The organism is Pseudomonas guariconensis (assembly GCF_015680235.1).
Classification (GTDB): domain Bacteria; phylum Pseudomonadota; class Gammaproteobacteria; order Pseudomonadales; family Pseudomonadaceae; genus Aquipseudomonas; species Aquipseudomonas guariconensis_A.
Genome location: NZ_JADLJL010000044.1, coordinates 1 through 25,951, shown reverse-complemented (window position 1 = coordinate 25,951; position 25,951 = coordinate 1). Strand labels below are relative to the sequence as shown.

Sequence of the window (25,951 nt, the reverse complement as noted above, 5' to 3'; positions counted from 1 at the left end):
ACGATGCGTGACTACGCCGAAGCCGCCCGTTCGTTCGATTACGGCCGGGCCGTCGAGGAGGCGCTGCAAGGCAATCTCGATGCGATGAATGCTTGTGTCGAATGTTGCGACCGCCATGTCGGTGGCAACCGGACCGCCCTGGTCTGGGAAGATCGCGACGGTAACGGTGCACGCTACAGCTTCGAGCAGTTGCAGGCGCTGGCTGCGCGCTTGGCCAATGTCCTCGAAGGTCTGGGTGTCGGTGCCGGTGATCGGGTCGCCGGTCTGATGCCGCGTACGCCTGAGCTGTTGGTCACGGTCCTGGCCACCTGGCGCCTGGGCGCTGTCTACCAGCCACTGTTCACCGCCTTCGGCCCCAAGGCCATCGAACATCGCCTCGCACAATCCCATGCCCGTGTCGTGGTCACCGACCGTGGCAACCGGGCCAAGCTGGACGAGGTGCCGGGTTGCCCCACCATCATCACCGTGGGGGCGACGCCCGGCGAACTGGATTTCCATACCGCCTTGAATGCCGCGCCCGGTGAGCGCGAGCCCGTGCTGCGCACCGGCGACGATCCCTTCCTGCTGATGTTCACCTCGGGTACCACAGGGCCTGCCAAGCCGCTGGAGGTACCGCTGCGAGCGATCGTCGCCTTCAAAGGCTACATGCGCGATGCCATCGGCCTGCAACCGGAGGACAACTTCTGGAACCTGGCCGATCCGGGTTGGGCCTACGGCCTGTATTACGCCGTCACCGGCCCGCTGGCCCTGGGGCATGCCACCACCTTCTACGATGGACCGTTCAGCGTCGAAAGCTGTGCGCGGATCATCGACAAGCACCGCATCAGCAACCTGGCCGGCTCGCCCACGGCCTATCGCCTGCTGATCGCTGCCGGCAGCGACTTCTCGGCACCGATCAAGGGCCGCTTGCGCGTAGTGAGCAGCGCCGGTGAGCCGCTCAACCCGGAAGTGATCCGCTGGTTCGCCGACGAGCTGGACGTGACTATTCACGACCACTACGGCCAAACCGAGCTGGGCATGGTGCTGTGCAATCACCACGCCCTGACGCATCCGGTGCACCCCGGCTCGGCGGGCTTCGCTATCCCCGGCCACCGCATCGTGGTATTGGACGAACAGGGCAACGAACTGCCGGCCGGGCAGCCGGGAATCCTGGCAGTCGATCGTGAGCAGTCGCCATTGTGCTGGTTCGGTGGCTACCACGGCCTGCCGACCAAGGCCTTCATCGGCAAGTACTACCTGAGCGGTGACACGGTCGAGCTCAACACCGATGGCAGCATCAGCTTCGTCGGGCGCAGCGACGACGTGATCACCACGTCCGGCTACCGGGTAGGGCCGTTCGATGTGGAAAGCGCGCTGATCGAGCACCCGGCCGTGATCGAGGCCGCCGTAATCGGCAAGCCCGACCCCGAGCGTACCGAACTGATCAAGGCCTTCGTGGTGCTGGCCAAGGGCTTCGAAGGCAACGCCGCACTTGAAGACGCCCTGCGCCAGCATGTACGCCAGCGCCTCTATGCCCACGCCTACCCGCGGGAAATCGAATTCGTCAGCGAACTGCCCAAGACCCCAAGCGGCAAGCTGCAACGCTTCATCCTGCGCAACCAGGAAATCGCCCTACAACACGCTGCGCTGGCCACTCGCGCCAGCGCCTGAAGGAACAACACCATGCAGATAGCCAACAAACACTTCATCGTCAGCGGCGCCGCTTCCGGGCTTGGTGCTGCCACCGCGCAGATGCTGGTCGAGGCTGGCGCCAAGGTCATGCTGGTCGACCTCAATGCCGAGGCGGTCGCGGCCAAGGTCCGTGAGCTGGGCGAGCAGGCCCGCTTCGCCGTGGCCGACATCAGCGATGAACCGGCCGCCCAGGCAGCGGTGGAAGCCGCTGTCAGCGCCTTCGGCAGCTTGCACGGGCTGGTCAACTGCGCCGGCATCGTCGGTGCTGAAAAGGTCCTGGGCAAACAAGGCCCCCATGGGCTGGCCAGTTTCGCCAAGGTCATCAACGTCAACCTGGTCGGCAGCTTCAACCTGCTGCGCCTGGCCGCCGCGGCCATGGCCGAGGGGCAGGCGGACGAAGGCGGCGAGCGTGGCGTGATCATCAACACCGCCTCGATTGCCGCCTACGACGGCCAGATCGGCCAGGCCGCCTATGCGGCGTCCAAGGGCGCCATCGCCAGCCTGACCTTGCCGGTGGCCCGTGAACTGGCACGCTTCGGCATTCGCGTGATGACCATCGCCCCCGGCATCTTCGAAACGCCCATGATGGCCGGCATGACCCAGGAGGTCCGCGATTCGCTGGCCGCCGGCGTGCCGTTCCCGCCGCGTCTGGGTCGCCCGCAGGAGTACGCCGCATTGGCCCGCCACATTATCGAGAACAGCATGCTCAACGGCGAGGTGATTCGCCTCGACGGTGCCCTGCGCATGGCTGCCAAGTAAGGAGAACCGCACATGACTCTCGCCAACGATCCGATCGTCATCGTCAGTGCCGTGCGCACGCCCATGGGCGGCCTGCAGGGCGACCTCAAGAGCCTGACCGCGCCCCAGTTGGGCGCCACCGCCATCCGAGCGGCGGTCGAGCGCGCTGGCATCGCCAGCGACAGCGTCGAGCAGGTGCTGTTCGGCTGCGTACTGCCGGCGGGCCTCGGCCAGGCCCCGGCCCGCCAGGCCGCCCTGGGTGCAGGCCTGGACAAGCACACCACCTGCACCACCTTGAACAAGATGTGCGGCTCGGGCATGCAGGCTGCGATCATGGCCCATGATCTGCTGTTGGCCGGCAGCGCCGAGGTGGTGGTGGCCGGCGGCATGGAAAGCATGACCAACGCCCCGTACCTGCTGGACAAGGCTCGCGGTGGCTACCGGATGGGTCACGGCAAGATCATCGACCATATGTTCATGGACGGCCTGGAGGACGCCTACGACAAAGGGCGCCTGATGGGCACCTTCGCCGAGGACTGCGCCCAGGCCAATGGTTTCAGCCGCGAGGCCCAGGACCAATTCGCCATCGCCTCGCTGACCCGCGCCCAAGAGGCCATCAAGAGCGGCCGTTTCGCCGCAGAGATCGTGCCGGTGGAAGTCACAGAGGGCAGGGAGACACGGGTCATTCGTGACGATGAACAGCCGCCCAAGGCGCGCCTGGACAAGATCTCGCAGCTGCGACCGGCGTTCCGCGAAGGCGGCACGGTAACCGCTGCCAACGCCAGCTCCATCTCCGACGGCGCCGCCGCGTTGGTGCTGATGCGTCGCAGCGAAGCCGAAAAGCGTGGCCTCAAGCCCCTGGCGGTGATCCACGGCCATGCGGCCTTCGCCGATACGCCGTCGCTGTTCCCCACCGCGCCGATCGGGGCCATCGACAAGCTGCTCAAGCGCACCGGCTGGAGCCTGCCCGAGGTGGACCTGTTCGAGATCAATGAAGCCTTCGCCGTGGTCACCCTAGCAGCCATGAAGCACCTGGACCTGCCCCACGAGAAGGTCAACATCCATGGCGGGGCGTGTGCCCTGGGCCACCCTATCGGCGCATCTGGCGCACGGATCTTGGTAACCCTGCTGTCTGCCCTGCGTCAGAACAACCTGCGCCGTGGCATCGCGGCCATCTGCATCGGCGGTGGCGAGGCCACGGCCATGGCCGTCGAATGCCTGTACTGAGGTGAGCCATGCTGGTAACTGACGAACAACAACAGATCGCCGACGCGGTCCGCGGCTTCGCCCAAGAGCGCCTCAAGCCCTTCGCCGAGCAATGGGACAAGGCGCATCGCTTCCCCCGTGAGGCCATCGAGGAGATGGCCGGCCTTGGCCTGTTCGGCATGCTGGTGCCGGAGCAGTGGGGTGGCAGCGACACGGGCTATGTGGCGTACGCCATGGCTCTGGAGGAAATCGCCGCCGGGGACGGTGCGTGCTCGACCATCATGAGCGTGCACAACTCGGTGGGTTGCGTGCCGATCCTGCGCTTTGGCAACGAACAGCAGAAGGCGCAATTCCTTGCGCCGCTGGCCAGCGGCCAGATGCTTGGGGCGTTCGCCCTGACCGAGCCCCAGGCCGGCTCCGACGCCAGCAGCCTGAAGACCCGGGCGCGCCTCGAGGGCGACCACTACGTGCTCAACGGCAGCAAACAGTTCATCACCTCCGGGCAGAATGCCGGGGTGGTGATCGTCTTCGCCGTCACCGACCCGCAGGCTGGCAAGCGCGGCATCACGGCCTTGATCGTGCCGACCGATTCGCCCGGCTACCAGGTGGCACGGGTCGAGGACAAACTCGGTCAGCACGCTTCCGACACCTGCCAGATCGTGTTCGACAATGTGCGGGTGCCGGTGGCCAACCGCCTGGGCGAGGAGGGCGAGGGCTACAAGATCGCCCTGGCCAACCTGGAAGGCGGGCGTATCGGCATCGCCGCCCAGTCGGTGGGCATGGCTCGTGCGGCGTTCGAGGTGGCACGGGACTACGCCAATGAGCGCCAAAGCTTCGGCAAGCCCCTGATCGAGCACCAGGCGGTGGCCTTCCGCCTGGCCGACATGGCCACGCGCATTGCCGTGGCCCGGCAGATGGTGCTGCATGCTGCGGCCCTGCGCGATGCCGGGCGCCCGGCATTGGTGGAGGCCTCCATGGCGAAGCTTTTCGCCTCGGAAATGGCCGAAAAGGTCTGTTCGGATGCCTTGCAGACGCTCGGCGGATATGGCTATCTGAGCGACTTCCCGCTGGAGCGGATCTACCGCGACGTTCGGGTCTGCCAGATCTACGAAGGCACCAGCGACATTCAGCGCATGGTCATTGCGCGCAATCTTTGAAGGAGCAGTCTGCATGGCATTCGAAACCATCCTGTTGGACATCCACGGCAAGGTCGGCTTGATCACCCTCAATCGCCCGCAGGCGCTCAACGCCCTGAACGCACAGATCGTCGGCGAGATCAACCAGGCTCTGGACCAGCTCGAGCGTGACCCGAACATCGGCTGCGTGGTGCTCACCGGCTCCGCCAAGGCCTTCGCCGCGGGTGCCGACATCAAGGAGATGGCCGAGCTCAAGTATCCGCAGATCTACGTCGAGGACCTGTTCAGCGATGCCGACCGCATCGCCAACCGTCGCAAGCCGATCATTGCCGCGGTGTCGGGCTTTGCCCTGGGTGGGGGCTGCGAACTGGCGATGATGTGCGACTTCATCCTGGCCGCCGACAACGCCAAGTTCGGCCAGCCGGAAATCAACCTTGGCGTGCTGCCGGGCATGGGCGGCACCCAGCGCCTGACCCGTGCAGTGGGCAAGGCCAAAGCCATGGAGCTCTGCCTGACCGGCCGCCTGATGGGCGCCGAAGAAGCCGAGCGCGCCGGCCTGGTGGCCCGCGTGGTGCCACAGGCCGAATTGCTGGAGGAAGCGCTCAAGGTGGCTGCGACTATCGCCAGCAAGTCGATCCCGGTGAGCATGATGGTCAAGGAAAGCGTCAATCGTGCCTTCGAGGTGACCTTGAGCGAAGGCGTGCGCTTCGAGCGCCGGGTGTTCCACGCGGCCTTCGCCACCGAGGACCAGAAAGAGGGCATGGCCGCTTTCATCGCCAAGCGCGAGGCGCAGTTCAAGGACCGTTGAGTGAAGTCGGGGCGCCTTGGGCGCCCCGGTTGTTTCAGAGGCTGAAGAAGTACTGCTGGGCATCGGCCACTGAGATCGGGTTGCGCAGCACATCTTCCGTTTGACCTGTATCCGGGTGGGTGAATTTCGCACCCTGGGCGTACCGTTGGCTGGCCGTCTTGAGGTGCCCTGAGAAAAACTCACGTTTGTCGGCATCGGCCGATCGGTAGTGAAAATGCGCTACCCACAGCAGGTCGTCGCCATGGTAGATCCCGTAGTCGTCCAGGTAGTCCGCCGGCTTGCCCTTGACCCGGGCGAGCTCGGTGCGTGGGTGCTCGACGCGGATCGTCACCGTGCCCTGGGCGATAAGAAACCGCAGCTCGGCCATACGTGGCTTTTGCTCCAGGGCTGCCCGGGTACGCAGTTCGGTCGCCTTGGCAGTCAGCAGCGCGTCCAGGTCCTCCAGGTCCTTGATGGTCCGCGCCGCATCGCGGTCGCCACTGAGTTCGTCGGTCTGGTTGTCGCGGGTCAGCTGCTGCTCGATTGCGGCGCGCAACGTGCGCAGGTGGTCGCGCTGGCCGTGCAGCAGTTCTTCGAGCTCGACCGGAAGGTACTGGCTGAACGTTTTTTCCTCCAGGCGCTGCAATTCCTGGCGCGCGGCGCGTAGGCGCGCTTGGCTGTCCTTGAGCAGATGCTTGAGTTTGTGCGGAAGAGCGGGACGTGCGGGCGCTGCTGGCTTGATCTCGACCCAGCGATCGTCCTGCAGCCTGTAGCTGCGGGTGCTGGTGTTGCGAGGGGTCACCGGCACATCGACGACCGTGTCGTCATCCGGATGTACAGTGCCCAGCAGTACGTCGCCTTCCTGGGTTTCGATCAGGCCGGGGCCTTGCTTGCGTAATTGGCCGACAGTGTTCTGCGCAGGAATCTGAGCATAGGTGTCGAGCTGCGCCTGCACCTCTTGCGAGCTGGTATCCAGGTCTTGTTGCAGGCGCTCAAGAGTAGCCTGTGCACTGCTGCCTGGGCCCAAGCGTGATTGCAGGTTGTCCATTTGCCGGCGGGCCGCCCCGAGGTGGCGGTCGATGCTGGCGACCAGGCGACTGGCCACTTCGTCCTTGCCTTCGCCAAGCTCGGCCAGTTGCTGGCGCTGGGCAAACGCCAGGCCGATGCTGTGACCACCATGCTCGATCCAGTATTGGCTTTCCTCGTCGAGCCGCTCGAGCAGCGTGAGGCGGTTGAAACCGGCCTCGATGCGGGCCCAGCGCCATGTCAGCGGGCTTTTGAGCAACTCCCAGCCGACCAGGGCATCTCTGAGGTACGCCAGTATCTGCGGCTGCGAGAGGCTGGCCAGACGCTCCAGTTGCTCCCTGCCATCGAGCAGGGTCTGGCTGTTGAGCAGCAGCTTGTCCAGCACAGGCAGCAACGTATCGATGCGCTGGCCCAGGCTCTGCACGTCCGTCTCGGTCAGGTCGTAACCTCGTTGATGCTGGGCGACCACCGCATCGACCTGTTCCCTGATAGGGGCATGGAGCCAGGAGAGTGTCTGATGGATCTGCATTTCACAACGAATGCGCTGGGACAGGGCGTAGGCGCGCTTGACCTTGTACTGGGGGAGGGGTTTGAGCGTATTGAACCGGTTCAGGCGCTCCAGGTGTTGTTGCCAGAACGTAGAAAAGTCCTCGAGCTTGGAGAGGTAGTTGCGCAGGATGCTTTCAGGCGCCTGCCTGTGAGCCAGTCGCGCGGCTTTGTCGAGGTATTCACGTTGGCTTTTCTGATAGGTCACGTCATCCCTGATCTGGTTTTCCAATGCTGTCAGTGCCTGCTTGTTGTGGCGCGCAATGTTTCGATCCGCTTGTGCAACGGCATGCCACCACGCAGGTGCAAGCCAAGGTCCAGGCGCCAGCGGCCTGCCTCATCCTGTCGCAGCCAGGGGCCTTTGCTCAGGCCGTCCTTGCTGTCGACGATGCGCGGGCGTTGTCGCCCAGGGTCGAATTCGACCTGGTAGACCGTGCCGTTCAACGCAGCCCAGGCCCTGTCCTGGTACAAGTACAGCCCTTGCAAGGGGCCGCTGGGGATAGGCTCGCCCAGAGAACCGAGCGGGATCTGTACGCGAAGCGCAGCGAGGGCCTGCTGCTGGGATGTATCGAGCGTGCGCGTCGCGTTTGCCCAGGAGAAGTCGAGGATCTGTCGAGGCGATGCGTTCGTCAGCGTGGGCAGAAGCGGTTTGCTTGCAAGCTCAGAGGTCGAGCCGACGTGCCTGGGGCTTTCCTGGCGCTCGAGTTCGATGCCTCGGTAAGCATGGTTCAATAGCAGCAGCGCCAGGTTGACCAGAAACTCCACCAAGGCTGCTATGCGCTCGCCCGGACTACGAGGCTGTTGATCGCCTACCAGCTCGAGAAAAGCGCTCTCCAGCTGGATCGCCCAAACCGGTACGGCGAGCGGTTCGGCCGCGGCGACGTCGAACAGGCTGGGGCGTGAGTCGAAGCGGATGGCCACTTCACATTCGAGGTATGGCCTCTGGGGGCGTTGGGAAAGCTTGCTCATGGACGGCTCCACAAATGAACGGCCCCCTAGCAAGCCTGTCTTACTGGGCAAAGGAGCGGTAGCCGACTATTGCCAGGCCAGATGATACGCAGGCCTTGCAGATGCGCAGCGGCGAGCCGGTTCGACGCGTTGGCGGCCGGCCCGCAGGCATAGCCCGGTGTATTTCGCTCAAATTCGCGGATCAATGGTGTTGCCCCGCACGGCTTGCCGCCTTAGACTGCCGCCCCCTGTAAAAAAGTGCCGGTTGGCGCTTGAAGAATTCTGCTGCCCACGCGTAGGCGTCGGTGGCTCCCGAATCGCCCAAATGCACATATTTTCATAGAGAAATCGATGACCAAGGAACAGTTGCTGGCCATGTCGGCCGATGACTACATGAACGCCGAACAGCTGGCATTCTTCACCGAGCTGCTGCAGGCGATGAAAGTCGAAACCCACGAGCGCATCGAGCTGAGCCGCAACACCATCGAAAGCCTGGATACCCCGTCGGATCCGGCTGACGTCGCGTCGGTGGAGGAGGAGCGCCACTGGCTGGTCAACGCCATCGAGCGTGACCAGCGTCTGCTGCCCCAGCTGGAAATGGCCCTGGGCCGTATCGCTGACGAAAGCTTCGGCTGGTGCGATGACAGCGGCGAACCGATCGGCCTGCAGCGCCTGTTGATCAGCCCGACCACCAAGTACTGCATCGAAGCCCAGGAGCGTCACGAGCAGCTCGACCGCCACCAGCGCCAGATCTGATCGCCACGCGTTCGAGAAGCCCCATGGAGCGATCCCTGGGGCTTTTTGCGTTACTTGGTTTGCGGCTGAAACACTACACTAGCGTCGCGAAAGGGCCGAAGAAATGCGCCGGCCCTCTCGACGGATTTCAGTGTTTTCGTGCATATTCTTCCCCTGTAATGTGCTGATGGATATCGGGGCCCGTTCTGCCGAGGGCCGGCGCTATCTGTTGCATCTTTTCCTGCAATTTTGTTGTCAGACATTACGTTCCCTGTAGGGAGTACTGCCGAAAAGCCGTCTTGAGGTCTTGGCTGGCAAGCTAGAGTAATAATTCCTGCCTGCCGCATCGCCTGCCTGTACAGACGTTTCGCGCATCGCTTTATTAGTCTTTCAGACATCGACTTGAAATGATCGCACCCCTGTGTTTTGGGCTGGGGGTGCCTGTAACCGGTTCGAGGAATTCTTCATTGGCAGTCAGTACTCTGGATACCCACGCGTTGTTCGCCCTGGGCGATTTGCGGGCCAAGTTGGCCAAGCTGTTTCAAGGGCGTTTCGTCTATGTCACCGAGCAGAACCCCGATGGCCTGTACATGGCCGAGATCGACACCGACGATGCCTTGGTCGTCGATAACAAACAGCACCTGGAATTGAAAGTCGGCGACCATTTTCGCGCGGCTGTATTGCCTAGCCGTGAGGGTGGCAAGTTGGAGCTGCGCTTTCGCGACATCAAGCTGAACGTCTATGGCGTTGGCGACTACGCCTTCGTCTCGGTGCCCGAGGGAGAAGGCATCGTGTTTCGCGAGGGGCATGGCGTGATGCTGGTGTTCGCTGCCCAGCAACAGGTACAGGAAGGCCTGGGCAAGCTGCTCAAGGCGGTGACCGGCAAGGTCGCCAAGTGGCGCAAGGGCGAGCTGACCACCTTCAAGGCCAGCGAATGAGCGACGACGCGCCCACCGGTAGAGCGCATTTCCACCGCCAGCACCAGGCCCAGGCCGTGGCGCAGGCCGAGCGTTTGCTGGCCATGCGCGAGGCGTTGGGAGCCGGCTGGTTGGCTTGGGTGGCAGGTGAGTTGTACCAGCTCAGCCCGCCCGAGTTCGCCGCCATGGTGCGGCGGGAACTGCAGCGCCTGACCCAGGGGTGAGGCAAATCGTTGTCCCTGCCGCTTTGGTGGCCTGGCTCAATTGCCGTGGTCACGCCCGCTGCTCACCTCTTCAGGCACCGGTTCTCCGGACATGCGTTTACGGAACAATGCAGCCCGGGCCAGCAGCAGCGTAGTCACCGGCACGGTAATGGACAGCAGGACCGGAATCAGCCAGGCGTGCAGCACCGGGCCTTGCTTGACCCAGGAGAAGTACAGGATCGAAGCCAGGCAGACGCACCAGGCGCCAAGGGTCGAGGCCAAGGCAGGCGGGTGCATGCGCTGGAAGTAGTCGTTCAGGCGCAGCAGGCCCAGGGCGCCGATCAGGGCGAACAGGCTGCCGCCAAGCAACAGCAGTGCGGTGATCAGTTCCAGCCAGAATGGCAACTCCAGGGTTTCGTTCATTCGATCACCTCGCCGCGCAGCAGGAACTTGGCCAGGGCGAACGAGCCGACGAAGCCGAACAGGGCGATCAGCAGGGCACCTTCGAAGTAGGTGTCGCTGGCGTAGCGGATGCCCAGCACCAGCATCATCAGCATGCCCAGGATGTACAGGTAGTCCAGCGCCAGGACCCGGTCCTGGGCGCTGGGGCCGCGAAACAGCCTGACCAGCGCCAGGGCCATGGCGGTGGCGAAGATGAACAGGCTGGCGAGGATGGCATTGGCGAGCAGGCCGGTCATTCGAAAATCTCCATCAGCGGGCGTTCATAGGTGTGCTTGAAGTGCTCGATGAAAGCCGCTTCGTCCTCCAGGTCGAACACGTGCAGCAGCAGGACGCTGCGGTCCAGCGCCAGCTCCGACCAGACCGTGCCGGGTACCACTGTGGTGATCATCGACAGCGCCGCCAGGCCATGGGCGTCGCGCAGGGCCAAAGGAATATGCACGAAGGCCGAGCGCGGAGGGCGCCTGCTGGCCAGAAGAACACTGCGCGCCACCAACAGGTTGGAATGAATGACATCGAGGCCCACCCGACCGATCAGCCGGGCGATCACCCAGGGTCGGCGCACATGGGCGTGCTGGGGCCGCAGCGGGGCCATCAGCAAGGGGGCCAGGATGGCCAGGATCGCTGCGAGCAGCAGGTTGCCTGGGCTGACCGACAGGTTCAGCAATAACCACAGGACGAACAGCGACACGGACAGCAGCGGGGCGGGGAACAGTCGTTTCATGGCTGCACCTGCACATCGAGCGTGGTTGGGCCAGGCAGCGGCCGGGTCGTCATCACGGCCTCGATATAAGTATCGGGGGCCTGCAGGCTGGCCGCGGTGTCCTGGGTATAGCGCAGCAACGGCTCGGCCTGGATGCTGAGCAGAATGCACAGGCCCAGCAGCAGGACGATGGGCAGGCATTCATAGCGGCGCAGCAAAGGCGAGGGGCGCTCCTCGGGTTTCCAGAAACGCTGGATGCCAACTCGGCCGAAGGCGATCAGTGAGGCCATGCCGGAGAGGATCAACAGGGCCACCAGGCCCCAGGCGGTGGCGGACAGGGGCTGGTCGGTCGGCGTGCCCAGGCCCTGAGGGTTGAACAGCGCACTGATCAGGCTCAGCTTGCCGATGAAGCCCGACAAAGGCGGCATGCCGATGATCAACAGGGCGCAGGCGATGAAGCTCAGGCCCAGGAAGGCCATGGTCCAGGGAATGATCTGGCCGATCACGGCCTTTTGCTCGTCGTCCAGGTTGATGCCCTTGGGCGGATGCAGTGACTCCAGCGGCGGTGGAATAGCGTCTTCCTCGTCGTCCAGCGGCGCTTCGTTGGCCGAACGCGAGCGCTCGACCAGCTCGGCGAGCAGGAACAGCGCGCACAGGGCCAGGGTCGAGCTCACCAGGTAGAACAATGCACTACCGGTCAGGATCGGCTGGCCAAAACCGACAGCCCCCAGCAGTGTGCCGGCCGATACCAGAATGCTCAGCGCGGCCAGGCGCTCCAGGCGCTGCGCGGCCAGGATCGACACTGCGGCGACCGCCAGGGTCGCCAGCCCGCCATAGACCAGCCACTGCCCGCCGAAATGCGCCGAGGCGCCGGCCTGGCCGGAAAACAGCAAGGTCCACAGGCGCAACACGGCATACAGGCCGACCTTGGTCATGATGGCGAACAACGCCGCCACCGGGGCGCTGGCCGAGGCATAGGCCGGCACCAGCCAGAAGTTCAGCGGCCAGATGCCGGCCTTGACCAGGAATGCCATGGCCAGGATCGCAGCGCCTGCGTGCAGCAGGCCACGGTCGGCCTCGGATACCAGGGGGATCTTCAAGGCCAGGTCGGCCATGTTCAGGGTACCGGTCACCCCATAGAGCATGGCGGCGCCGATCAAGAACAGCGACGAGGCGAACAGATTGATGGCGATGTAGTGCAGGCCTGCCTTGACTCGCGCTCGCCCCGAGCCATGCAACAGCAGGCCGTAGGAAGCGGCCAGCAGCACTTCGAAGAACACGAACAGGTTGAACAGGTCGGCGGTGAGGAAGGCGCCGTACAGGCCCATGAGCTGGATCTGGAACAGCGCATGGAAGCTGGCCCCGGCGCCATCCCAGCGTGCCCTGGCGAACAGCAGGGCACTGACTGCGACGATGCCGGTCAGGGTCAGCATCAACGCGGACAGGTGGTCCACGACCAGGACGATGCCGAACGGCGCCGGCCAGTTGCCCGGCAGGTAGACACCGATGGATTCGGCCTGCCCCTGGCTGCGCACCCAGCTGAGCAAGGCGAGGGCGATGCCCAGGCCTGCCAGGGTCGACAACAGGTTCAGACGGCCCTTTAGCGGGCGCCGCTTCTCGCCGAGCAGCAGCATCAATGCCGCAGTCACCAGCGGCAGGAGGATCGGGGCGATGATCAGTTGGTTCATCCCACTCATTCTTCACGCTCCCGGCCGTCGACGTGGTCGGTGCCAGTCAGGCCACGCGAGGCCAGCAAGACCACCAGGAACAATGCAGTCATGGCGAAGCTGATGACGATGGCGGTGAGCACCAGGGCTTGGGGCAATGGGTCGGTGTAGTTGAGCAGGTCTTGGGGCACGCCGTCCTTGATGATCGGTTCCTTGCCGATGAACAGGCTGCCCATGCTGAAGATGAACAGGTTGACGCCGTAGGACAACAGGCACAGGCCCATGATCACCTGGTAGGTTCGCGGACGCAGGATCAGCCAGACCCCGGAGGCGGCCAGGACGCCGATGGCCACGGCAATGACTTCTTCCATCAGGCGGCTCCTGCTTGGCTGGATTTGGACGGGGTGCCCGGGCGATAGGCGCGTACCGACTGGTGCGCCAGGGCAGTGAGGATCAACAGCGTGGAGCCGACCACGACGGTGTAGACGCCAATGTCGAAGAACAGCGCGCTGGCCACGTGCAGGTCACCGAGCACCGGCAGGTGCAGGTGGGCAGTGTGGGTGGTCAGGAACGGATAGCCCAGGGCCATCGCCCCGGCACCGGTCAGGGTGGCGCAGAACAGGCCGGTGCCCATCCAGCGCAACGGGCGCAGGCTCATCTGCGCCTCGACCCACTGGGTACCGGCGACCATGTACTGGAGGATGAACGCCACCGACATCACCAACCCGGCGACGAAGCCGCCGCCAGGCTGGTTGTGGCCGCGCATGAACAGGTACATCGACACCAGCAGGGCGATCGGCAGCAACAAGCGCACCAGGGCCGCAGGCACCATCATGAAGCCCAGGGCGGTGTCGGTGGCGTGGCGCGGGTTGATCAGGTCGGTGACCACGTCCGGCGCCAGCTGGCGCTGCTGGGCAGGCAGCTGCATGCTTTCCTTCGGTGGGCGGAAGCGCCGCAGCAGGGCGAACACGGTCAGGGATACGGCCACCAGCACGGTGATCTCACCCAGGGTATCGAAGCCGCGGAAATCCACCAGCATGACGTTGACCACATTGGTGCCGCCGCCCTGGGGCAGTGCCCGGCTCAGGTAGAAGGACGATATGTCGTTGGGTGTCGGCCGGGTCAGCATGGCGTAGGAGAGCAGGGCCATGCCGCCGCCGACCAGCACGGCCAGCAACAGGTCGCGCAGACGCCGCAGGCGTGCGCGTTCCTGGGTGCCTGCCAAGGGCCAGACGCCTTCGATCCGCCGCGGCAGCCAGCGCAGGCCGAGCAGGATCAGCACCGTGGTCACCACCTCGACCGCGAGCTGGGTCAGGGCCAGGTCCGGTGCCGAGAACCAGACGAACGTGATGCAGGTCATCAAGCCGCACACACTGACCATGATCAAGGCCGCCAGACGGTGATACTTGGCCTGCCAGGCCGCACCGATGGCGCAGGCGATGGCGATCAGCCAGAGCGCGACGAACACTCCCGAACCTGGGATTTTCGGCCGGTCACCCCAGCTCAAGCCGCTGTAGAACATGGGCATCAGGCCGGCGACGAACGCGGCCAGGGTGAGCATGAACAACTGCTTCTGCAGGCGCCGGGTGGTCAACAGCCGCTCGATGCGCCGGGCCAGCAGCATCAAGTGTACGAGGCCGCGTTCGAACAGGCGCTTGCCGTTGAATCGCTCGATCAGCGGTGGGTGCGGGAAGCGGCCGCGGCGCAGTTGCTCACGCAGCAGCAGGTAGAGCACGATACCGCCGCTCATGGCGATCAGGCTCATGATCAGCGGGGCGTTCCAGCCGTGCCAGATGGCCAGGCTGTATTCAGGCAGGGTGCCGCCCACCACGGGCAGTGCGGCGGCGGCCAGCAGCGGGCCGACCGACTGTGCCGGGAAGATACCCACCACCAGGCAGGTCAGCACCAGCAGCTCCACGGGAGCGCGCATCCAACGGGGTGGTTCGTGGGGTGTGTGCGGCAGGTCCTGGGCAGTGGGGCCGAAGAAGACATCGACGGTGAAGCGCAGCGCATAGGCCACGCTGAAGGTGCCGGCCAGGGTGGCGATCACCGGCAACACGGTCTCGACCCAGGCAGTGGACGAGATGAACACCGTTTCGGCGAAGAACATTTCCTTGGAGAGGAAGCCGTTCATCAAGGGCACGCCAGCCATCGAGGCGCTGGCCACCATGGCCAACGTGGCAGTGAAGGGGATCAGCCGGAACAAACCGCTCAGGCGGCGAATGTCGCGGGTGCCGCTTTCATGGTCGATGATGCCCGCAGCCATGAACAGCGAGGCCTTGAAGGTGGCATGGTTGAGGATATGGAACACGGCCGCCACGGCCGCGAGTGGGCTGTTCAGGCCCAGCAGAAGGGTGATCAGGCCGAGGTGGCTGATGGTCGAATAGGCCAGCAGGCCCTTGAGGTCGTTCTGGAACATCGCCGCGAAGGCGCCCAGCAGCAAGGTCAGGGCGCCGGCGCCGCCGACGATCCAGAACCATTCTTCGCTGCCCGAGAGCACTGGCCACAGCCGTGCCAGCAGGAACACGCCGGCTTTCACCATGGTGGCCGAGTGCAGGTACGCCGAAACCGGGGTGGGGGCCGCCATGGCGTGGGGCAGCCAGAACTGGAAGGGGAACTGCGCGCTCTTGCTCAGCGCACCGATCAGGATCAAGGGCAGCAGCACCGGGTACAGCGCATGCTCGCGAATCAGTTGGCCGGCAGCCTGGACCTTGTCCAGGTCGTAGCTGCCGACCACATGGCCGAGCAGCAGCATGCCCACCAGCATGCACAGACCGCCTGCGCCGGTAACCATCAGTGCCATGTAGGCACCGCGTCGTGCATCGCTGCGATGGTGCCAATAGCCGATCAGCAGGAAGGAGAACAGGCTGGTCAGTTCCCAGAAGAACACCAGCTGGATCAGGTTGCCTGAGATCACCACCCCGAGCATGGCACCCATGAAGGCCAGGAAGAATGCGAAGAAGCGCGGCACTGGGTCCTGGGGCGACATGTAGTAGCGTGCGTACAGCGACACCAGGGTGCCGATGCCCAGCACCAGCAGGGAGAACAGCCAGGCGAAGCCGTCCATGCGCAGCACCAGGTTCAGCCCCAGGCTCGGCAGCCACAGGAATTCCTCGCGAATCACGCCGCCATGGGCGACTTGCGGGTACATCAATGCGACCTGGATGGTGCCAGCCAGGGCCACGAGCCCGGCAAGAATGGACTCTGTGTTACGTGCGTTGTGTGGCAGCACAGCTGCCAGGCAACTGCCCACGAACGGCAGAAGCAATAGCACTATCAAGGACATAGCGTTCTAATCTGGAGGAATTTGGCAAAGATCATACGTGCCGCACGGTTGATCACCAACACGCAAGCGGCTGCACAATCCTATAAATGCGGCGTGACAAGCTGTTTTTTTATAACAGTTTTTTTCAAAGCATAGCTGCTGTCCTGCACTTCACAGGCCCGGTTCGCGTTCCTGCTGGCCTTCGCTTTGCGGCACTGTCGGGGCCTGGCTGGCGCGGCGGATCTTCAGTTCGCTGACCACCACGGCGATCACGATCAGCAGGCCTCCGAGCAGCGCCACGCCCGGCAGGCGTTCGCCGGCGATGCGGCCTACGACGCCCGCCCAGACCGGCTCGCCGGCATAGATGAGGGTCGCTCGGGTGGGCGAAACGGATTTCTGCGCCCAGTTCATCGCTACCTGGATCACCGCGCTCATCGCCCCCAAGCCGAGGGCGCTGCAAAGCAGCAGCCAGGAGAAATCCGGCAGGGCCTCCTGGGTCGGCACGATCATCAGGAAGGCCAGGGCCGAGGCGGTTGCCAGTTGAACCACGGTGACCCGGCGCACATCGACCTGGCCGGCATAGCGACTGATCAGGATGATTTCCCCAGCGATGGCCACGGCGCTGACCAGGGTGATCAGTTCGCCTTCGCTGAAATGCAAGGTGCCGCCGTTCGGGCCGGCCAGCAGCACCAGCCCGACGAACGCCAGACAGATGCCGAGGCTCGGCATCAGGCCGGGGCGACGCCCGAGCACCAGCCATTGCAACAGCGGCACGAAGGGCACATAGAGGGCCGTGATGAAGGCTGATTGGCTGCTGCTGATGGTCTGCAGGCCCATGGTCTGCAAGCCGTAGCCGAGCATGATCGACACGCCGATGAGCATGCCGGCCTTTAATTCCGTGAAGGTCAGCCCCGGCAGCGAGCGGGCTGAGACCAGGCCAACGAACAAGGCGGCCGCGGCAAAGCGCAGGCCGACGAAGAACATCGGGCCGCTGACGGTCATGACATTGTGCACCAGCAGGAAGGTGCCGCCCCAGAGCATGGTGATGAACACCAGCACCAGTTCCGCCTTGCTCAGGCGCAAGGCGGCGGGTTGGGTGTGCTGGCTGGGCTGGCTCATGGGCTTGCTTACTCGGCAGGGGCGGCGCACAATCGCCGCAAAGTGGGCAGTATACTGCGCAACTCCTACCTGTGAGCAATATAGTGCACAAAGATTCTTCGCACCGGGCGTCGGTGCTGCAACATGTCAGCCAGAACGTTCGCCAGCTGCGCAACGGCGCCGGGCTGAGCCAGACGGCCCTGGCCGAGCGCTCCGGGGTCAGTCGGCGAATGTTGGTGGCTATCGAGGCGGGCGAAAAGAATGTCAGCCTTACCACCCTCGACCTGATCGCCGAAGCCTTGGGTGTGGCGTTCAGCACGCTCATCCAGGCCCCCGACCGACGTGACCCTAGCCGCATAAACGAACTGGCCTGGGCCGGCGAGCATATCGAGAGCAAGGCCGTCCTGCTGGGCAGCAGCCCAGCCCGGCGTGAGGTCGAGCTCTGGGAGTGGACCTTGGCACCGGGCGAGGCGTACGCCAGCGAAGCCGACGCCGAGGGTTGGAGCGAGCAGATCTATGTGGCTGCCGGCTGCCTGACACTGGTCATCGAGGGGCGTGAGCTGCACTTGCAGACGGGCGACTTCCACGTATTTCCCAGCAACTGCCAGTACGTGTACCGCAACGATGCCAGCGAGCCCACGCGGTTCGTGCGCAACGTGGTGATCTAGGCGCGTTAGCGGCGGTATTCGGCGAGCAGTTGCTCGGTGCTCTCGACCCGGGCATAGGCGAAGGCCAGTGCCGCCATGGAAGCCGCCTGGACCTGCGCTGCGGGTACCTGCATGCCGGCGAAGACCAGGGGCAGGGTCGCGCAGGCATCGTGAGCCACTGCCACTTGATAGCCATGGTCGGCCGCCGCGCGGGTGGCCGCGTCGATGCACATGTGGCTCATGCTGCCGACGATGGTCAGGACCTGAACGCCATGCTGGTCGAGCAAGGCCTTGAGGTTGGTGTCGCGAAAAGCATTGACCTGGTGTTTGGTCACCACGGCTTCGGCGTTGGCCGGTGCCACCTTGGAATGGATCTGCGCACCGTCAGAGCCTGGCGTGAAGAATGGCGCGTCGGCACTGTCGAATTCATGGCGCACGTGCACCACCAAGTCCCCTCGGCTGCGGGCCGCGTCCAGCAGGCGGGCCGCGTTGTCGGCGGCGCTGTCGGCACCGTCGAGGGTCCACTTGCCGCCGGGGAAGTAGTCGTTCTGGATGTCGATGATGATCAGGGCCTGCTTGCTCATGCTGCCTCCTGTGGCAGTAGTGGTTGGTTGAGGATAGTTATAGGCTTGGGCGAAGTTCCTTGGGATTGGCGCGATCGACACAATGACGGCAAAAACTGACAGCCCCGGTACCCTGGAAATCGGCGTATTGGTCTACCCGGGGGCGCAAGGCGCCGCCGTGCATGGCCTGACGGACTTGTTCGCGGTGGCCAACCGGGTCGCCGCCGAGCTCGGCGAAGGCAACTTGCCATGCTTGCGTGTCAGCCATTGGCAGGTCGACGACGATGGGCAGCTGATGGTCATCCATGACAGCCTGGCGCAACCTCGCCATGCGCTGCGTGCCCTGGTGATCCCACCGAGCCTGGAATCGGCACCGGCTCCCGCGCTGCTCGAGCGCCACCGTACTGCACTTTGCCAATGGCATGGGCAGGGCACTGTGCTCGCTTCGGTGTGCATCGGGGTGTTCTTCATCGCCGCCAGCGGTCTGCTCGATGGGCGAGCGGCGAGTACCCATTGGAACTATGCGCAGGCACTGGGCGAGCGCTTCCCAAAGGTGCGGGTGGAGGCCAACCAGCCGCTGCTCGATGATGGCGACATCCTGACATCTGCCGGGCTGATGGCCTGGACCGAACTTGGCTTGCGCTTGCTGGAGCGTTTCCTTGGTGCGACCCTGGCTCGGGAAACCGCCCGTTACCTGGCTGTGGAGCCGCTGGCCAGCCCTCTGCCGGGGGCGCGTTTCAGCCCGCGGCTGGACCATGGCGACGAAGCAGTGCTCAAGGTCCAGCACTGGCTACAGGGCAGTGGTGCGCAAGAGGCAGACCTAGCGAGCATGGCGCTGTGTGCGGGCCTGGAGCCGCGCACTTTCCTGCGCCGCTTCCGCGCGGCCACGGGCCTGCGGCCGACCGAGTATTGCCAGCAGGTGCGCGTGGTGCGGGCGTGCCGGTTGCTGGAGTTCACCCGGCGCAGCGTCGATCAGATCGCGTGGGGCGTGGGCTATCAGGACCCGGGCGCGTTTCGCAAGGTGTTCCAGCGCATCGTCGGCTCGACCCCCAGCGATTATCGGCGGCGCTTCATCGCTCAATCCTGACATTGCGTTTGGCCTTTGATCGCGGGGCAGGCCACGGACGCCTGATGGGCGGGTGGGTGCGGCCCGGGGCCTTCCTCGGCCAGGCGGTCGTGATGATTGCGCAGTGGGCATTCTTTCAACGACAGGCAACCGCAGCCGATGCAGCCGTCCAATTGGTCGCGCAGCATGGTCAGTTCGTCGATCCGCCGGCTCAGATCGTCACGCCAGCGCGCCGATAGCCGGCCCCAATCTTCGGCATTGGGCGTGTGATCCTTGGGCAGGGTGTCCAGGGCCTGGGCGATGTCGGCCAAGGCGATGCCCAGGCGCTGGGCCATCTTGATCACCGCCACGCGGCGCAGCGTGGCCCTGGAGTAGCGGCGTTGGTTGCCGGCATTGCGCAGGCTATGGATCAGCCCCTTGGTTTCATAAAAATGCAGCGCCGTGACGGCCACGCCGCTGCGTGCGGCCAGCTGGCCGACGCTCAGCAGCTTTTCTTCGCAAGAGGGCGTTTTACTTGGCATGGGAGAAATTCCTTGACCTTGACTTAACTCGAGGTTTTACCCTCCTAGCCATCGCGCTGCAAGCGCCCGGAGCAAGGAGACAGTCCATGGCGGCCCAGGCCAACACCCTATGGTTCACCCAAATGATCGAATACGAAGTGCCAGCGACCCGGCAGCAGGCGCTGGCCGAGGCCTTGGTGATGCGCAGCGAAGCGTTGGCGATGCGTTGCGAGGGGCTGCTGGCGGTCAGTATCCAGGCCAGCGACGATGGCAGTCGGGTGTTGCAGTATCTGCAATGGCAATCGCGTCAGGCATGGGCAGCGGCGGCAGACTGTTTCGTGGAGGAGCCGTTTCTCGACCTGCTGTGCCAGCATCAGGCGCGGGGCGTCAACTTCGCTGCTTACCAGGCCTTGCGCAGCCTTGTACGCGGCGCCGACGGCGGGTTGCAGTGCCAGATGGGCGAGCCTCAGGCATACCAGGGCGCGTAATGCGGATAGCGGTCCAGGCGTGCGCCGATGACCATCTCTTCGATCCAGGACGCGAGCATGGCGCTGTAGGCTTTCTGGCATTCCTCGCTGGAAAGGGCATGGTCGGCGCCGTCAACGATACGGTGGGTCAGCGAGTGGGCCGCGACGAACGCTGAGCGATAGCTCATCAATGTGTTGTGCGGCACGTAGTCGTCCTTTTCGGACTCGACCAGCAGCACGTCACCGCCAAACTCGGCACAAGCGGCCAGGGCGCGATTGTCGGCAGGGCCCAGGATGCGCTGGCGATAGCTGTTCAGGCGTTGCCGATCCAAGGCCTGCTTGGGCGTTTCCCAGTCATCGTCCCAATACAATGCCGGCACCCGCAAGGCCAGCCACTTGACGGGGCGCTGGGTCGTCAGCAGGGTCGCCAGGTAGCCGCCATAGCTGCTGCCGATCACGGCAATGGCCCCCGCGTCCACGGCAGGGTGGTTGGCCAGTTGGTCGTAGGCGGCCAATACGTCGTTCAAGTTCTGCCTGCGGGTGACGGTCAGGCGCTGGCTTTCGGTCTTCTCGTGGCCGCGCAGGTCGAAGGTCATGCACACACAGCCAAGCCCGGTAATGTTGCGCGCCCGGGCCAGGTCGCGTTGCTGGCTGCCGCCCCAACCGTGGACGAAGAGGATGCCTGGCATCTTGCTGCCAGGGCTGACCACGGTGCCGGCGATGCGGTCGTCCTCGACCTGCAGCTCGACTGATTCACTCTGAATGGTCATGGTGGCGAATCCGTGCATACTTGCTGAATTGTCCGAGTTCACTGTCGTTTCCCTGGTAGAAAAGTGTGGCGTCGGCAGGCAGTTCGGGAAGGCCGAAGACTTCATGGCTCGAGGCATGCACTCGGTGCAGGGCCGGGTCGTCGGCGAAGGCCTGCAGGGCCAGGATCTCGGCGCTGCTGGCTCCGCCCAGGCGCCAGGATTGCTCAAGCACACCGCTGCGCAGGCGCTGCCGGTGGTCCCGACCACGGGCGATGTCATAGTTGCGGCGGGAGGCGATGAAGCCAGGGAAGTGCCGTTGCGCGGCGCGTTCATAGGTCATGGCCTGGTTGATCGCCAGGCGCAGGTGGTCTTCAAGCGGCAGCTGCAGCAGCGACGGGTAGCCGCCACGTACCACCACCAGGTCGGAGCCGCCATAGACCTCGGTACCCTGGTGGTCATGGGTCAGGCGCTGGGTACCGTAATAGCTGCACACCAGGTCGCCGACGCAGGCCTGGCCGACGCTGTAGGTCTCGACCTCGTCCAGGTTCTCTTCCAGCACGAGCCCGACGAGCCCCAGCGTCGCATCATCCATCTGTGCCAGCAGCGGCTCCAAGTCCCCGGCGTGCTCGACCACCTGCTGCCCACGACCCGCGCAAGCCAGCACTGGCTTGACCCGGATCGGGCCCTCGCGCAGGAGCAGGGCCGCCGCCTGCCGGGCATCGGCCTTGCTGAACACCGTGTAGCCGCGCAGCAGGGCCTCGCGGGCGTCGCAGGCGAACGCATCGGTCCAGCCAGGGGGAAAGCTCGCACCGGTTGGCAGAGGATGGGAGATCGCCTTGGTGGCCATGAAGGGGTGCGTGACCAGGCCGCCGAACAGGTCGTGCTCGTCCACGATCCCTAGAGGCCGGTAGCGCTGCGGGTCGACCAGGGTTTCGGTCGGCAGGTAGTAGTAGCGATCGTCGCTGACAGGCGGCTGGTCGGGCGCGGCCCTGCCGATGCCGAGCAGGCGCGCCAGGTAGTCAGCGAGCTTGAGGTGGACGGCGTGCTCGTGGTCGGGCGTGTGCTCGCGTGTATCGAGCAGTACGACGGCGGTTTTCGGGTCACGGGGTCGGGGCATGGGCGATGGCTGTCTGCTGGGTATGTATGGTGTCTGAAGCCGCTTGCCTGGCTAAAGTTCAGCGCAGTTGATCGGTGGCATGGGCTCAGCCCGTTGCGCATCCTCGTTCGTTATTCTGGAAACATTGCGTACCTTGTCGCGATTGCGGCCCTTGGCTGGCTGATCCATTATCAGCGCCCTGGAATAGTCGAAGGTGTATCCGCAGGAGTGCGCATGAACAGTCAGTCACCGATTCAGCAAAGCGTGCCGGCACGCCTGGCGCGTGTGCGCGAGGTGATGGTCAGCGAGGGGCTGGATGCCCTTCTGGTGCCCTCGGCCGATCCTCACTTGTCCGAATACCTGCCGGGCCACTGGCAGGGGCGTCAATGGTTGTCCGGCTTCCATGGATCGGTGGGCACCCTGGTGGTAACGGCGGGCTTTGCCGGGCTCTGGGCCGACAGCCGTTATTGGGAGCAAGCTCAACAGGAACTCGCCGGCAGTGGTATCGAACTGATGAAGCTGCTCCCTGGGCAGCCTGGAGTGCTGGAGTGGTTGGGCGAGCACATCAAGCCCCAGGGTACGGTTGCCGTCGATGGCGCGGTCATGGCGCTGGCGTCCGCCCGGCAATTGGAGGAGCGCCTCAGGGCAAAGGACGCGTGCCTGCGCACCGACCTGGACGTGCTGGGCAAGGTGTGGGATGGCCGGCCGGCACTGCCGGGCAAGGCCATCTACCAGCACCTGCCTCCCTATGCCAGCGTCAACCGTGCGCAGAAGCTGGCCGAGTTGCGTCGCACGCTGGGTGAGCGAGGCGCTGACTGTCACTTCCTCGCCACCCTCGATGACATCGCTTGGCTATTCAACCTGCGAGGCAGCGACGTCTCCTACAACCCGGTGTTCGTTTCCTTCGCACTGATCGGGCAGGAACAGGCGACCCTGTTCGTTGGGTTGGATAAAGTCGATGAGCATCTACGGCAAGTGTTGGCGGCAGATGGCATCGAGGTTCGCGATTATGCCGAGGTAGGCCAGGCCTTGGGCGCGATCGCACCGGGCAGCCGCCTGCTGGTGGACCCGGCCCGCGTTACCTGCGGCTTGCTCGGGCAGTTGGATGAGCGCGTGCAATTGGTCGAAGGCGTCAACCCCACCACCTTGAGCAAATCGCGTAAGAGTGAGCACGACCTGGTACATATCCGCCAGGTCATGGAGCAGGACGGCGCCGCGTTGTGCGAATTCTTCGCCTGGTTCGAGGCGAACCTGGGCAAGGAAACCATCACCGAACTGACCATCGACGAGCGGTTGACCGCGGCGCGGGCGCGTCGGCCGGATTTCGTGTCGCTGAGCTTTTCTACCATCGCGGCGTTCAATGCCAATGGTGCCATGCCGCACTATCGGGCGACCGAACAATCCCATGCAGTGATCGAAGGCGATGGCTTGCTACTGATCGACTCGGGTGGCCAATACCTGGGCGGCACCACCGATATCACGCGGATGGTACCGATCGGCACGCCGAGCCTTGAGCAACGTCAGGACTGCACGCGGGTGCTCAAAGCCATGATCGCGTTGTCGCGCGCCAAATTCCCGCGAGGCATTCTTTCGCCCTTGCTCGACGCCATCGCCCGTGCGCCGATCTGGGCGGATCAGGTCGACTATGGCCATGGCACGGGTCATGGCGTGGGCTACTTCATGAATGTCCACGAAGGCCCCCAAGTCATTGCCTACCAGGCTGCAACGCTGCCGCAGACTGCGATGCAGGCGGGCATGATCAGCTCGATCGAGCCGGGTACCTACAGGCCGGGAGCCTGGGGCGTGCGCATCGAGAACCTGGTAGTCAACCGGGAAGTAGGCAAGAGCGCTTTTGGCGAGTTCCTGGCGTTCGAAACCCTGACCCTTTGTCCGATCGATACGCGCTGCCTGTTGCTCGAGCTATTGGGGCAGGAGGAGGTGCAATGGCTCAATGCCTATCACGCAACCGTGCGTAAGCGGCTGGCGCCTTTGCTCCAAGGTGAGGCGCTGGCCTGGCTGCAGGCCCGAACGGCGCCGGTCTGACCTGGCAGGTATGCGCCAACGAAAAAAGGGCAGCCGTTTGGCTGCCCTTTTTCATGTCACTTGCACAGGACGATCATGCTGCGGCTGGTGTAGCCAGCCGGGTTGATGCCAAACAGGTAGTCACCCGGCTCTTCGTCCGCATCCCCGGAGCGGGCGATGACCTTGTAACCGCGGTTGCCGCAGGACGTGGCTGCCTTGCTGTAACACTTCTCCCAAGAAGAGGAGAGGCCAGAGCAATTGATATGCAGTCCCTTCTTCCCCCGCTTCACCTCGGTCTTGGCGGTGGCGGCGCATCCAGCAATGGCCAAGATGGCCAGGATGAGCAAAATACGTTTCATTCCTGTCCTTAAATGCAGGGCCGACCAGCATGCCTGGCCCCGTCGTTATCGCTCTTTTCTTCCTGGAATTACCCCAACGTCCCTGTCTTGTACAGTAGATAGCGTAAAGATCAAATTTTTGTGACAGCTTAATCAGCCTAGCTTGGAGGGACAATGGGAAATGTCTGAGCGAATGAAAATATTTCTCATGTCAGTCCGCCACTACAGCTGTCGGTGTTTCCTTACGCATGGACAAGGTCGCACCGACGGAAGCCGTGATGATCGCCAGAATGGCGAGCCACTGGGAAAGGGACAGGATTTCCCCCAGGAACAGCAATCCTGAAAGCGCGGCGAATACCGGCTCGATGCTCATCAGGGTGCCGAAGGTGCGGGCGGGCATGCGGGTCAGGGCGATCATCTCCAGGCTGTAGGGGAGGGCGGTGGAGAGCACCGCAACGCCCAGGGCCACCGGAATCAGGGCCGGTGCGAGCAATGCGCTGCCGGCATGTGCGATGCCGATAGGTGCGACGAACAGCGCCGCCACCAGCACGCCGAGAGCAGCTGTCTGGATGCCATGTTCGGCACCGGCGCGTTGGCCATAAAGGATATACAGTGCCCAGCACACACCGGCCCCCAGTGCATAGGCTGCTCCAACCAGGTCGATGGCCTGCCCGGAATGGCCGACGGGAATCAGCAGCAGTAACCCGATGATGGCCAGGCCGATCCAGAGGAAATCCACCACCCGGCGCGAGGCCAGGATCGCGACGGCCAGTGGCCCGGTGAATTCCAGTGCCACGGCGATACCCAGCGGGACGGTACGTACGGACATATAGAAGAGCAGGTTCATTCCGCCCAGTGCCAGACCATAAATGACGACGCTGCGTAGCGTGGCGGCGTTCATCCGCGCGCGCCACGGGCGCAGCAATAGCAACATGATGATGCTGGCGAATACCAGACGAAGGGCCGTGGTGCCTTGGGCACCGACAGCGGGAAACAGGCTCTTGGCCAGGGAGGCCCCTGACTGGATCGAGGCCATGGCGATCAGCAGCAGGCCGATCGGGAACAGCGTAGCGGCCAGACTGCGAGGCTGGTTGTTCATTGCAGAAGGGTGATCCTTAGTAAGAGGTAATGTAATACGGCTGAGCACTATAGTGCGCAATGGGCCTGGTCGCCGGCAAGAGCGGCTTGGTAATGTTTTTTGAAAATAACGGTTGACGTGCCGTTTCAGGGGCCTATAATGCGCCCCACTTCCGACGCAGTCGAAACGCAAAACTCCTTGAGATTCAATGAGTTGAACGGTTCAGGCGGTATCGGAAGGCTTCGGTCTCACAGATCGGCAGCGGTGAAAAAGGCAGTTGACAGCAGGTTTTAACGCTGTATGATTCGCCTCCCGCTACG

At 64.1% G+C, this 25,951-nt stretch carries 27 protein-coding genes; 12 read left to right on the top strand and 15 right to left on the bottom strand.

Annotated features, from left to right (window positions below):
• Positions 1 to 3: 3 nt before the first annotated feature.
• From IRZ56_RS21245 to IRZ56_RS21225, 5 genes are read left to right on the top strand one after another with little or no spacing between them, the layout of a single operon-like run.
• Positions 4 to 1,650 carry an AMP-binding protein gene (locus IRZ56_RS21245; RefSeq protein ID WP_196146747.1) on the top strand — a complete coding sequence of 549 codons (1,647 nt, stop codon included), beginning with the start codon at positions 4 to 6 and terminating at the stop codon, positions 1,648 to 1,650.
• A 12-nt stretch (positions 1,651 to 1,662) separates the two neighbouring features.
• Positions 1,663 to 2,430, top strand: coding sequence for an SDR family NAD(P)-dependent oxidoreductase (locus IRZ56_RS21240; RefSeq protein ID WP_196146746.1), 768 nt, complete (start codon positions 1,663 to 1,665; stop codon positions 2,428 to 2,430).
• Positions 2,431 to 2,442: 12 nt separating this feature from the next.
• Positions 2,443 to 3,636: an acetyl-CoA C-acyltransferase gene (locus IRZ56_RS21235; protein WP_196146745.1), complete on the top strand. Its 1,194-nt coding sequence runs from the start codon at positions 2,443 to 2,445 to the stop codon at positions 3,634 to 3,636.
• 8 nt (positions 3,637 to 3,644) lie between these two features.
• Positions 3,645 to 4,772: an acyl-CoA dehydrogenase gene (locus tag IRZ56_RS21230; protein WP_196146744.1), complete on the top strand. Its 1,128-nt coding sequence runs from the start codon at positions 3,645 to 3,647 to the stop codon at positions 4,770 to 4,772.
• A 13-nt stretch (positions 4,773 to 4,785) separates the two neighbouring features.
• Entirely contained in the window at positions 4,786 to 5,559 is a 774-nt protein-coding gene (locus IRZ56_RS21225) for an enoyl-CoA hydratase (protein WP_043213863.1), read from the top strand.
• 34 nt (positions 5,560 to 5,593) lie between these two features.
• Here the strand turns inward: IRZ56_RS21225 and IRZ56_RS21220 are convergent, their stop codons facing one another.
• Both IRZ56_RS21220 and IRZ56_RS21215 read right to left on the bottom strand, forming a co-directional pair.
• Complete coding sequence (locus IRZ56_RS21220; protein ID WP_196146743.1) at positions 5,594 to 7,318, bottom strand: hypothetical protein; 1,725 nt, start codon at positions 7,316 to 7,318, stop codon at positions 5,594 to 5,596.
• Between the two features lie 29 nt (positions 7,319 to 7,347).
• The gene (locus IRZ56_RS21215; RefSeq protein WP_196146742.1) at positions 7,348 to 8,079 is read right to left on the bottom strand and encodes a DUF6543 domain-containing protein; all 732 of its coding nucleotides are present in this window, start codon (positions 8,077 to 8,079) and stop codon (positions 7,348 to 7,350) included.
• A 330-nt stretch (positions 8,080 to 8,409) separates the two neighbouring features.
• On the opposite strand from IRZ56_RS21215, the gene IRZ56_RS21210 reads away from it, so the two are divergent.
• From IRZ56_RS21210 to IRZ56_RS21200, 3 genes are all read left to right on the top strand, one after another.
• A complete protein-coding gene (locus IRZ56_RS21210) occupies positions 8,410 to 8,814 on the top strand; it encodes a TraR/DksA family transcriptional regulator (protein ID WP_196146741.1) in 405 nt (134 codons plus the stop codon).
• Positions 8,815 to 9,260: 446 nt separating this feature from the next.
• The gene (locus tag IRZ56_RS21205) at positions 9,261 to 9,731 is read left to right on the top strand and encodes a hypothetical protein (protein WP_196146740.1); all 471 of its coding nucleotides are present in this window, start codon (positions 9,261 to 9,263) and stop codon (positions 9,729 to 9,731) included.
• Positions 9,728 to 9,934 (top strand): hypothetical protein, encoded by a 207-nt coding sequence (locus IRZ56_RS21200; RefSeq protein WP_196146739.1) that lies wholly within the window; start codon positions 9,728 to 9,730, stop codon positions 9,932 to 9,934. Before IRZ56_RS21205 ends, IRZ56_RS21200 begins: the two co-directional genes overlap by 4 nt.
• Before the next feature lie 36 nt (positions 9,935 to 9,970).
• On the opposite strand, the gene IRZ56_RS21195 is transcribed toward IRZ56_RS21200, so the two are convergent.
• The 7 genes from IRZ56_RS21195 to IRZ56_RS21165 form a co-directional block, all read right to left on the bottom strand.
• Positions 9,971 to 10,336, bottom strand: coding sequence for a Na+/H+ antiporter subunit G (locus IRZ56_RS21195; protein WP_196146738.1), 366 nt, complete (start codon positions 10,334 to 10,336; stop codon positions 9,971 to 9,973).
• Complete coding sequence (locus tag IRZ56_RS21190; protein WP_084854726.1) at positions 10,333 to 10,611, bottom strand: K+/H+ antiporter subunit F; 279 nt, start codon at positions 10,609 to 10,611, stop codon at positions 10,333 to 10,335. Before IRZ56_RS21190 ends, IRZ56_RS21195 begins: the two co-directional genes overlap by 4 nt.
• Positions 10,608 to 11,096 (bottom strand): Na+/H+ antiporter subunit E, encoded by a 489-nt coding sequence (locus IRZ56_RS21185; protein ID WP_196146737.1) that lies wholly within the window; start codon positions 11,094 to 11,096, stop codon positions 10,608 to 10,610. The genes IRZ56_RS21190 and IRZ56_RS21185 overlap by 4 nt, the downstream gene beginning before the upstream one ends.
• Positions 11,093 to 12,772, bottom strand: coding sequence for a monovalent cation/H+ antiporter subunit D (locus IRZ56_RS21180; RefSeq protein ID WP_196146736.1), 1,680 nt, complete (start codon positions 12,770 to 12,772; stop codon positions 11,093 to 11,095). Before IRZ56_RS21180 ends, IRZ56_RS21185 begins: the two co-directional genes overlap by 4 nt.
• The gene (locus IRZ56_RS21175; RefSeq protein ID WP_084854729.1) at positions 12,769 to 13,113 is read right to left on the bottom strand and encodes a Na+/H+ antiporter subunit C; all 345 of its coding nucleotides are present in this window, start codon (positions 13,111 to 13,113) and stop codon (positions 12,769 to 12,771) included. Before IRZ56_RS21175 ends, IRZ56_RS21180 begins: the two co-directional genes overlap by 4 nt.
• Entirely contained in the window at positions 13,113 to 16,028 is a 2,916-nt protein-coding gene (locus tag IRZ56_RS21170; protein WP_196146735.1) for a monovalent cation/H+ antiporter subunit A, read from the bottom strand. The genes IRZ56_RS21175 and IRZ56_RS21170 overlap by 1 nt, the downstream gene beginning before the upstream one ends.
• A gap of 150 nt (positions 16,029 to 16,178) precedes the next feature.
• Positions 16,179 to 17,126: a DMT family transporter gene (locus IRZ56_RS21165; protein ID WP_196146734.1), complete on the bottom strand. Its 948-nt coding sequence runs from the start codon at positions 17,124 to 17,126 to the stop codon at positions 16,179 to 16,181.
• An 83-nt stretch (positions 17,127 to 17,209) separates the two neighbouring features.
• On the opposite strand from IRZ56_RS21165, the gene IRZ56_RS21160 reads away from it, so the two are divergent.
• Entirely contained in the window at positions 17,210 to 17,773 is a 564-nt protein-coding gene (locus tag IRZ56_RS21160) for a helix-turn-helix domain-containing protein (protein ID WP_196146733.1), read from the top strand.
• Between the two features lie 5 nt (positions 17,774 to 17,778).
• On the opposite strand, the gene IRZ56_RS21155 is transcribed toward IRZ56_RS21160, so the two are convergent.
• Entirely contained in the window at positions 17,779 to 18,336 is a 558-nt protein-coding gene (locus tag IRZ56_RS21155; protein ID WP_196146732.1) for a cysteine hydrolase family protein, read from the bottom strand.
• An 82-nt stretch (positions 18,337 to 18,418) separates the two neighbouring features.
• Here IRZ56_RS21155 and IRZ56_RS21150 point away from each other — a divergent pair, with 82 nt between their 5' ends.
• The gene (locus tag IRZ56_RS21150; protein WP_196146731.1) at positions 18,419 to 19,402 is read left to right on the top strand and encodes a GlxA family transcriptional regulator; all 984 of its coding nucleotides are present in this window, start codon (positions 18,419 to 18,421) and stop codon (positions 19,400 to 19,402) included.
• Here IRZ56_RS21150 and soxR read toward each other — a convergent pair.
• Entirely contained in the window at positions 19,393 to 19,902 is a 510-nt protein-coding gene (soxR, locus tag IRZ56_RS21145) for a redox-sensitive transcriptional activator SoxR (protein WP_196146730.1), read from the bottom strand. The genes IRZ56_RS21150 and soxR overlap by 10 nt on opposite strands.
• Before the next feature lie 86 nt (positions 19,903 to 19,988).
• On the opposite strand from soxR, the gene IRZ56_RS21140 reads away from it, so the two are divergent.
• Positions 19,989 to 20,369 carry an antibiotic biosynthesis monooxygenase gene (locus tag IRZ56_RS21140; RefSeq protein ID WP_196146729.1) on the top strand — a complete coding sequence of 127 codons (381 nt, stop codon included), beginning with the start codon at positions 19,989 to 19,991 and terminating at the stop codon, positions 20,367 to 20,369.
• Here IRZ56_RS21140 and IRZ56_RS21135 read toward each other — a convergent pair.
• Positions 20,348 to 21,118 carry an alpha/beta hydrolase family protein gene (locus IRZ56_RS21135; protein WP_196146728.1) on the bottom strand — a complete coding sequence of 257 codons (771 nt, stop codon included), beginning with the start codon at positions 21,116 to 21,118 and terminating at the stop codon, positions 20,348 to 20,350. The genes IRZ56_RS21140 and IRZ56_RS21135 overlap by 22 nt on opposite strands.
• Complete coding sequence (locus IRZ56_RS21130; RefSeq protein ID WP_196146727.1) at positions 21,102 to 22,214, bottom strand: DUF3182 family protein; 1,113 nt, start codon at positions 22,212 to 22,214, stop codon at positions 21,102 to 21,104. The genes IRZ56_RS21135 and IRZ56_RS21130 overlap by 17 nt, the downstream gene beginning before the upstream one ends.
• 213 nt (positions 22,215 to 22,427) lie before the next feature.
• On the opposite strand from IRZ56_RS21130, the gene IRZ56_RS21125 reads away from it, so the two are divergent.
• Positions 22,428 to 24,236, top strand: a complete 1,809-nt coding sequence (locus IRZ56_RS21125) for an aminopeptidase P family protein (RefSeq protein WP_196146726.1) — start codon at positions 22,428 to 22,430, stop codon at positions 24,234 to 24,236.
• 56 nt (positions 24,237 to 24,292) lie between these two features.
• Here the strand turns inward: IRZ56_RS21125 and IRZ56_RS21120 are convergent, their stop codons facing one another.
• Both IRZ56_RS21120 and rhtA read right to left on the bottom strand, forming a co-directional pair.
• Complete coding sequence (locus IRZ56_RS21120) at positions 24,293 to 24,574, bottom strand: hypothetical protein (protein ID WP_196146725.1); 282 nt, start codon at positions 24,572 to 24,574, stop codon at positions 24,293 to 24,295.
• A 190-nt stretch (positions 24,575 to 24,764) separates the two neighbouring features.
• On the bottom strand, positions 24,765 to 25,652 hold the full coding sequence (gene rhtA / locus IRZ56_RS21115) for a threonine/homoserine exporter RhtA (RefSeq protein WP_196146724.1): 888 nt from the start codon (positions 25,650 to 25,652) through the stop codon (positions 24,765 to 24,767).
• Between the last annotated feature and the right edge of the window lie 299 nt (positions 25,653 to 25,951).

What these genes read in the sequence shown, in the direction of transcription:
- IRZ56_RS21170 (WP_196146735.1), bottom strand. Translation starts at nt 16,028, where the DNA reads ATGTCCTTGATAGTGCTATTGCTTCTGCCGTTCGTGGGCAGTTGCCTG.
- IRZ56_RS21175 (WP_084854729.1), bottom strand. Translation starts at nt 13,113, where the DNA reads ATGGAAGAAGTCATTGCCGTGGCCATCGGCGTCCTGGCCGCCTCCGGG.
- IRZ56_RS21215 (WP_196146742.1), bottom strand. Translation starts at nt 8,079, where the DNA reads ATGAGCAAGCTTTCCCAACGCCCCCAGAGGCCATACCTCGAATGTGAA.
- IRZ56_RS21150 (WP_196146731.1), top strand. Translation starts at nt 18,419, where the DNA reads ATGACGGCAAAAACTGACAGCCCCGGTACCCTGGAAATCGGCGTATTG.
- IRZ56_RS21185 (WP_196146737.1), bottom strand. Translation starts at nt 11,096, where the DNA reads ATGAAACGACTGTTCCCCGCCCCGCTGCTGTCCGTGTCGCTGTTCGTC.
- IRZ56_RS21240 (WP_196146746.1), top strand. Translation starts at nt 1,663, where the DNA reads ATGCAGATAGCCAACAAACACTTCATCGTCAGCGGCGCCGCTTCCGGG.
- IRZ56_RS21165 (WP_196146734.1), bottom strand. Translation starts at nt 17,126, where the DNA reads ATGAGCCAGCCCAGCCAGCACACCCAACCCGCCGCCTTGCGCCTGAGC.
- IRZ56_RS21210 (WP_196146741.1), top strand. Translation starts at nt 8,410, where the DNA reads ATGACCAAGGAACAGTTGCTGGCCATGTCGGCCGATGACTACATGAAC.
- soxR (WP_196146730.1), bottom strand. Translation starts at nt 19,902, where the DNA reads ATGCCAAGTAAAACGCCCTCTTGCGAAGAAAAGCTGCTGAGCGTCGGC.
- IRZ56_RS21140 (WP_196146729.1), top strand. Translation starts at nt 19,989, where the DNA reads ATGGCGGCCCAGGCCAACACCCTATGGTTCACCCAAATGATCGAATAC.
- IRZ56_RS21180 (WP_196146736.1), bottom strand. Translation starts at nt 12,772, where the DNA reads ATGAGTGGGATGAACCAACTGATCATCGCCCCGATCCTCCTGCCGCTG.
- IRZ56_RS21235 (WP_196146745.1), top strand. Translation starts at nt 2,443, where the DNA reads ATGACTCTCGCCAACGATCCGATCGTCATCGTCAGTGCCGTGCGCACG.
- IRZ56_RS21190 (WP_084854726.1), bottom strand. Translation starts at nt 10,611, where the DNA reads ATGACCGGCCTGCTCGCCAATGCCATCCTCGCCAGCCTGTTCATCTTC.
- IRZ56_RS21230 (WP_196146744.1), top strand. Translation starts at nt 3,645, where the DNA reads ATGCTGGTAACTGACGAACAACAACAGATCGCCGACGCGGTCCGCGGC.
- IRZ56_RS21155 (WP_196146732.1), bottom strand. Translation starts at nt 18,336, where the DNA reads ATGAGCAAGCAGGCCCTGATCATCATCGACATCCAGAACGACTACTTC.
- IRZ56_RS21195 (WP_196146738.1), bottom strand. Translation starts at nt 10,336, where the DNA reads ATGAACGAAACCCTGGAGTTGCCATTCTGGCTGGAACTGATCACCGCA.
- IRZ56_RS21135 (WP_196146728.1), bottom strand. Translation starts at nt 21,118, where the DNA reads ATGACCATTCAGAGTGAATCAGTCGAGCTGCAGGTCGAGGACGACCGC.
- IRZ56_RS21245 (WP_196146747.1), top strand. Translation starts at nt 4, where the DNA reads ATGCGTGACTACGCCGAAGCCGCCCGTTCGTTCGATTACGGCCGGGCC.
- rhtA (WP_196146724.1), bottom strand. Translation starts at nt 25,652, where the DNA reads ATGAACAACCAGCCTCGCAGTCTGGCCGCTACGCTGTTCCCGATCGGC.
- IRZ56_RS21225 (WP_043213863.1), top strand. Translation starts at nt 4,786, where the DNA reads ATGGCATTCGAAACCATCCTGTTGGACATCCACGGCAAGGTCGGCTTG.
- IRZ56_RS21200 (WP_196146739.1), top strand. Translation starts at nt 9,728, where the DNA reads ATGAGCGACGACGCGCCCACCGGTAGAGCGCATTTCCACCGCCAGCAC.
- IRZ56_RS21120 (WP_196146725.1), bottom strand. Translation starts at nt 24,574, where the DNA reads ATGAAACGTATTTTGCTCATCCTGGCCATCTTGGCCATTGCTGGATGC.
- IRZ56_RS21130 (WP_196146727.1), bottom strand. Translation starts at nt 22,214, where the DNA reads ATGCCCCGACCCCGTGACCCGAAAACCGCCGTCGTACTGCTCGATACA.
- IRZ56_RS21125 (WP_196146726.1), top strand. Translation starts at nt 22,428, where the DNA reads ATGAACAGTCAGTCACCGATTCAGCAAAGCGTGCCGGCACGCCTGGCG.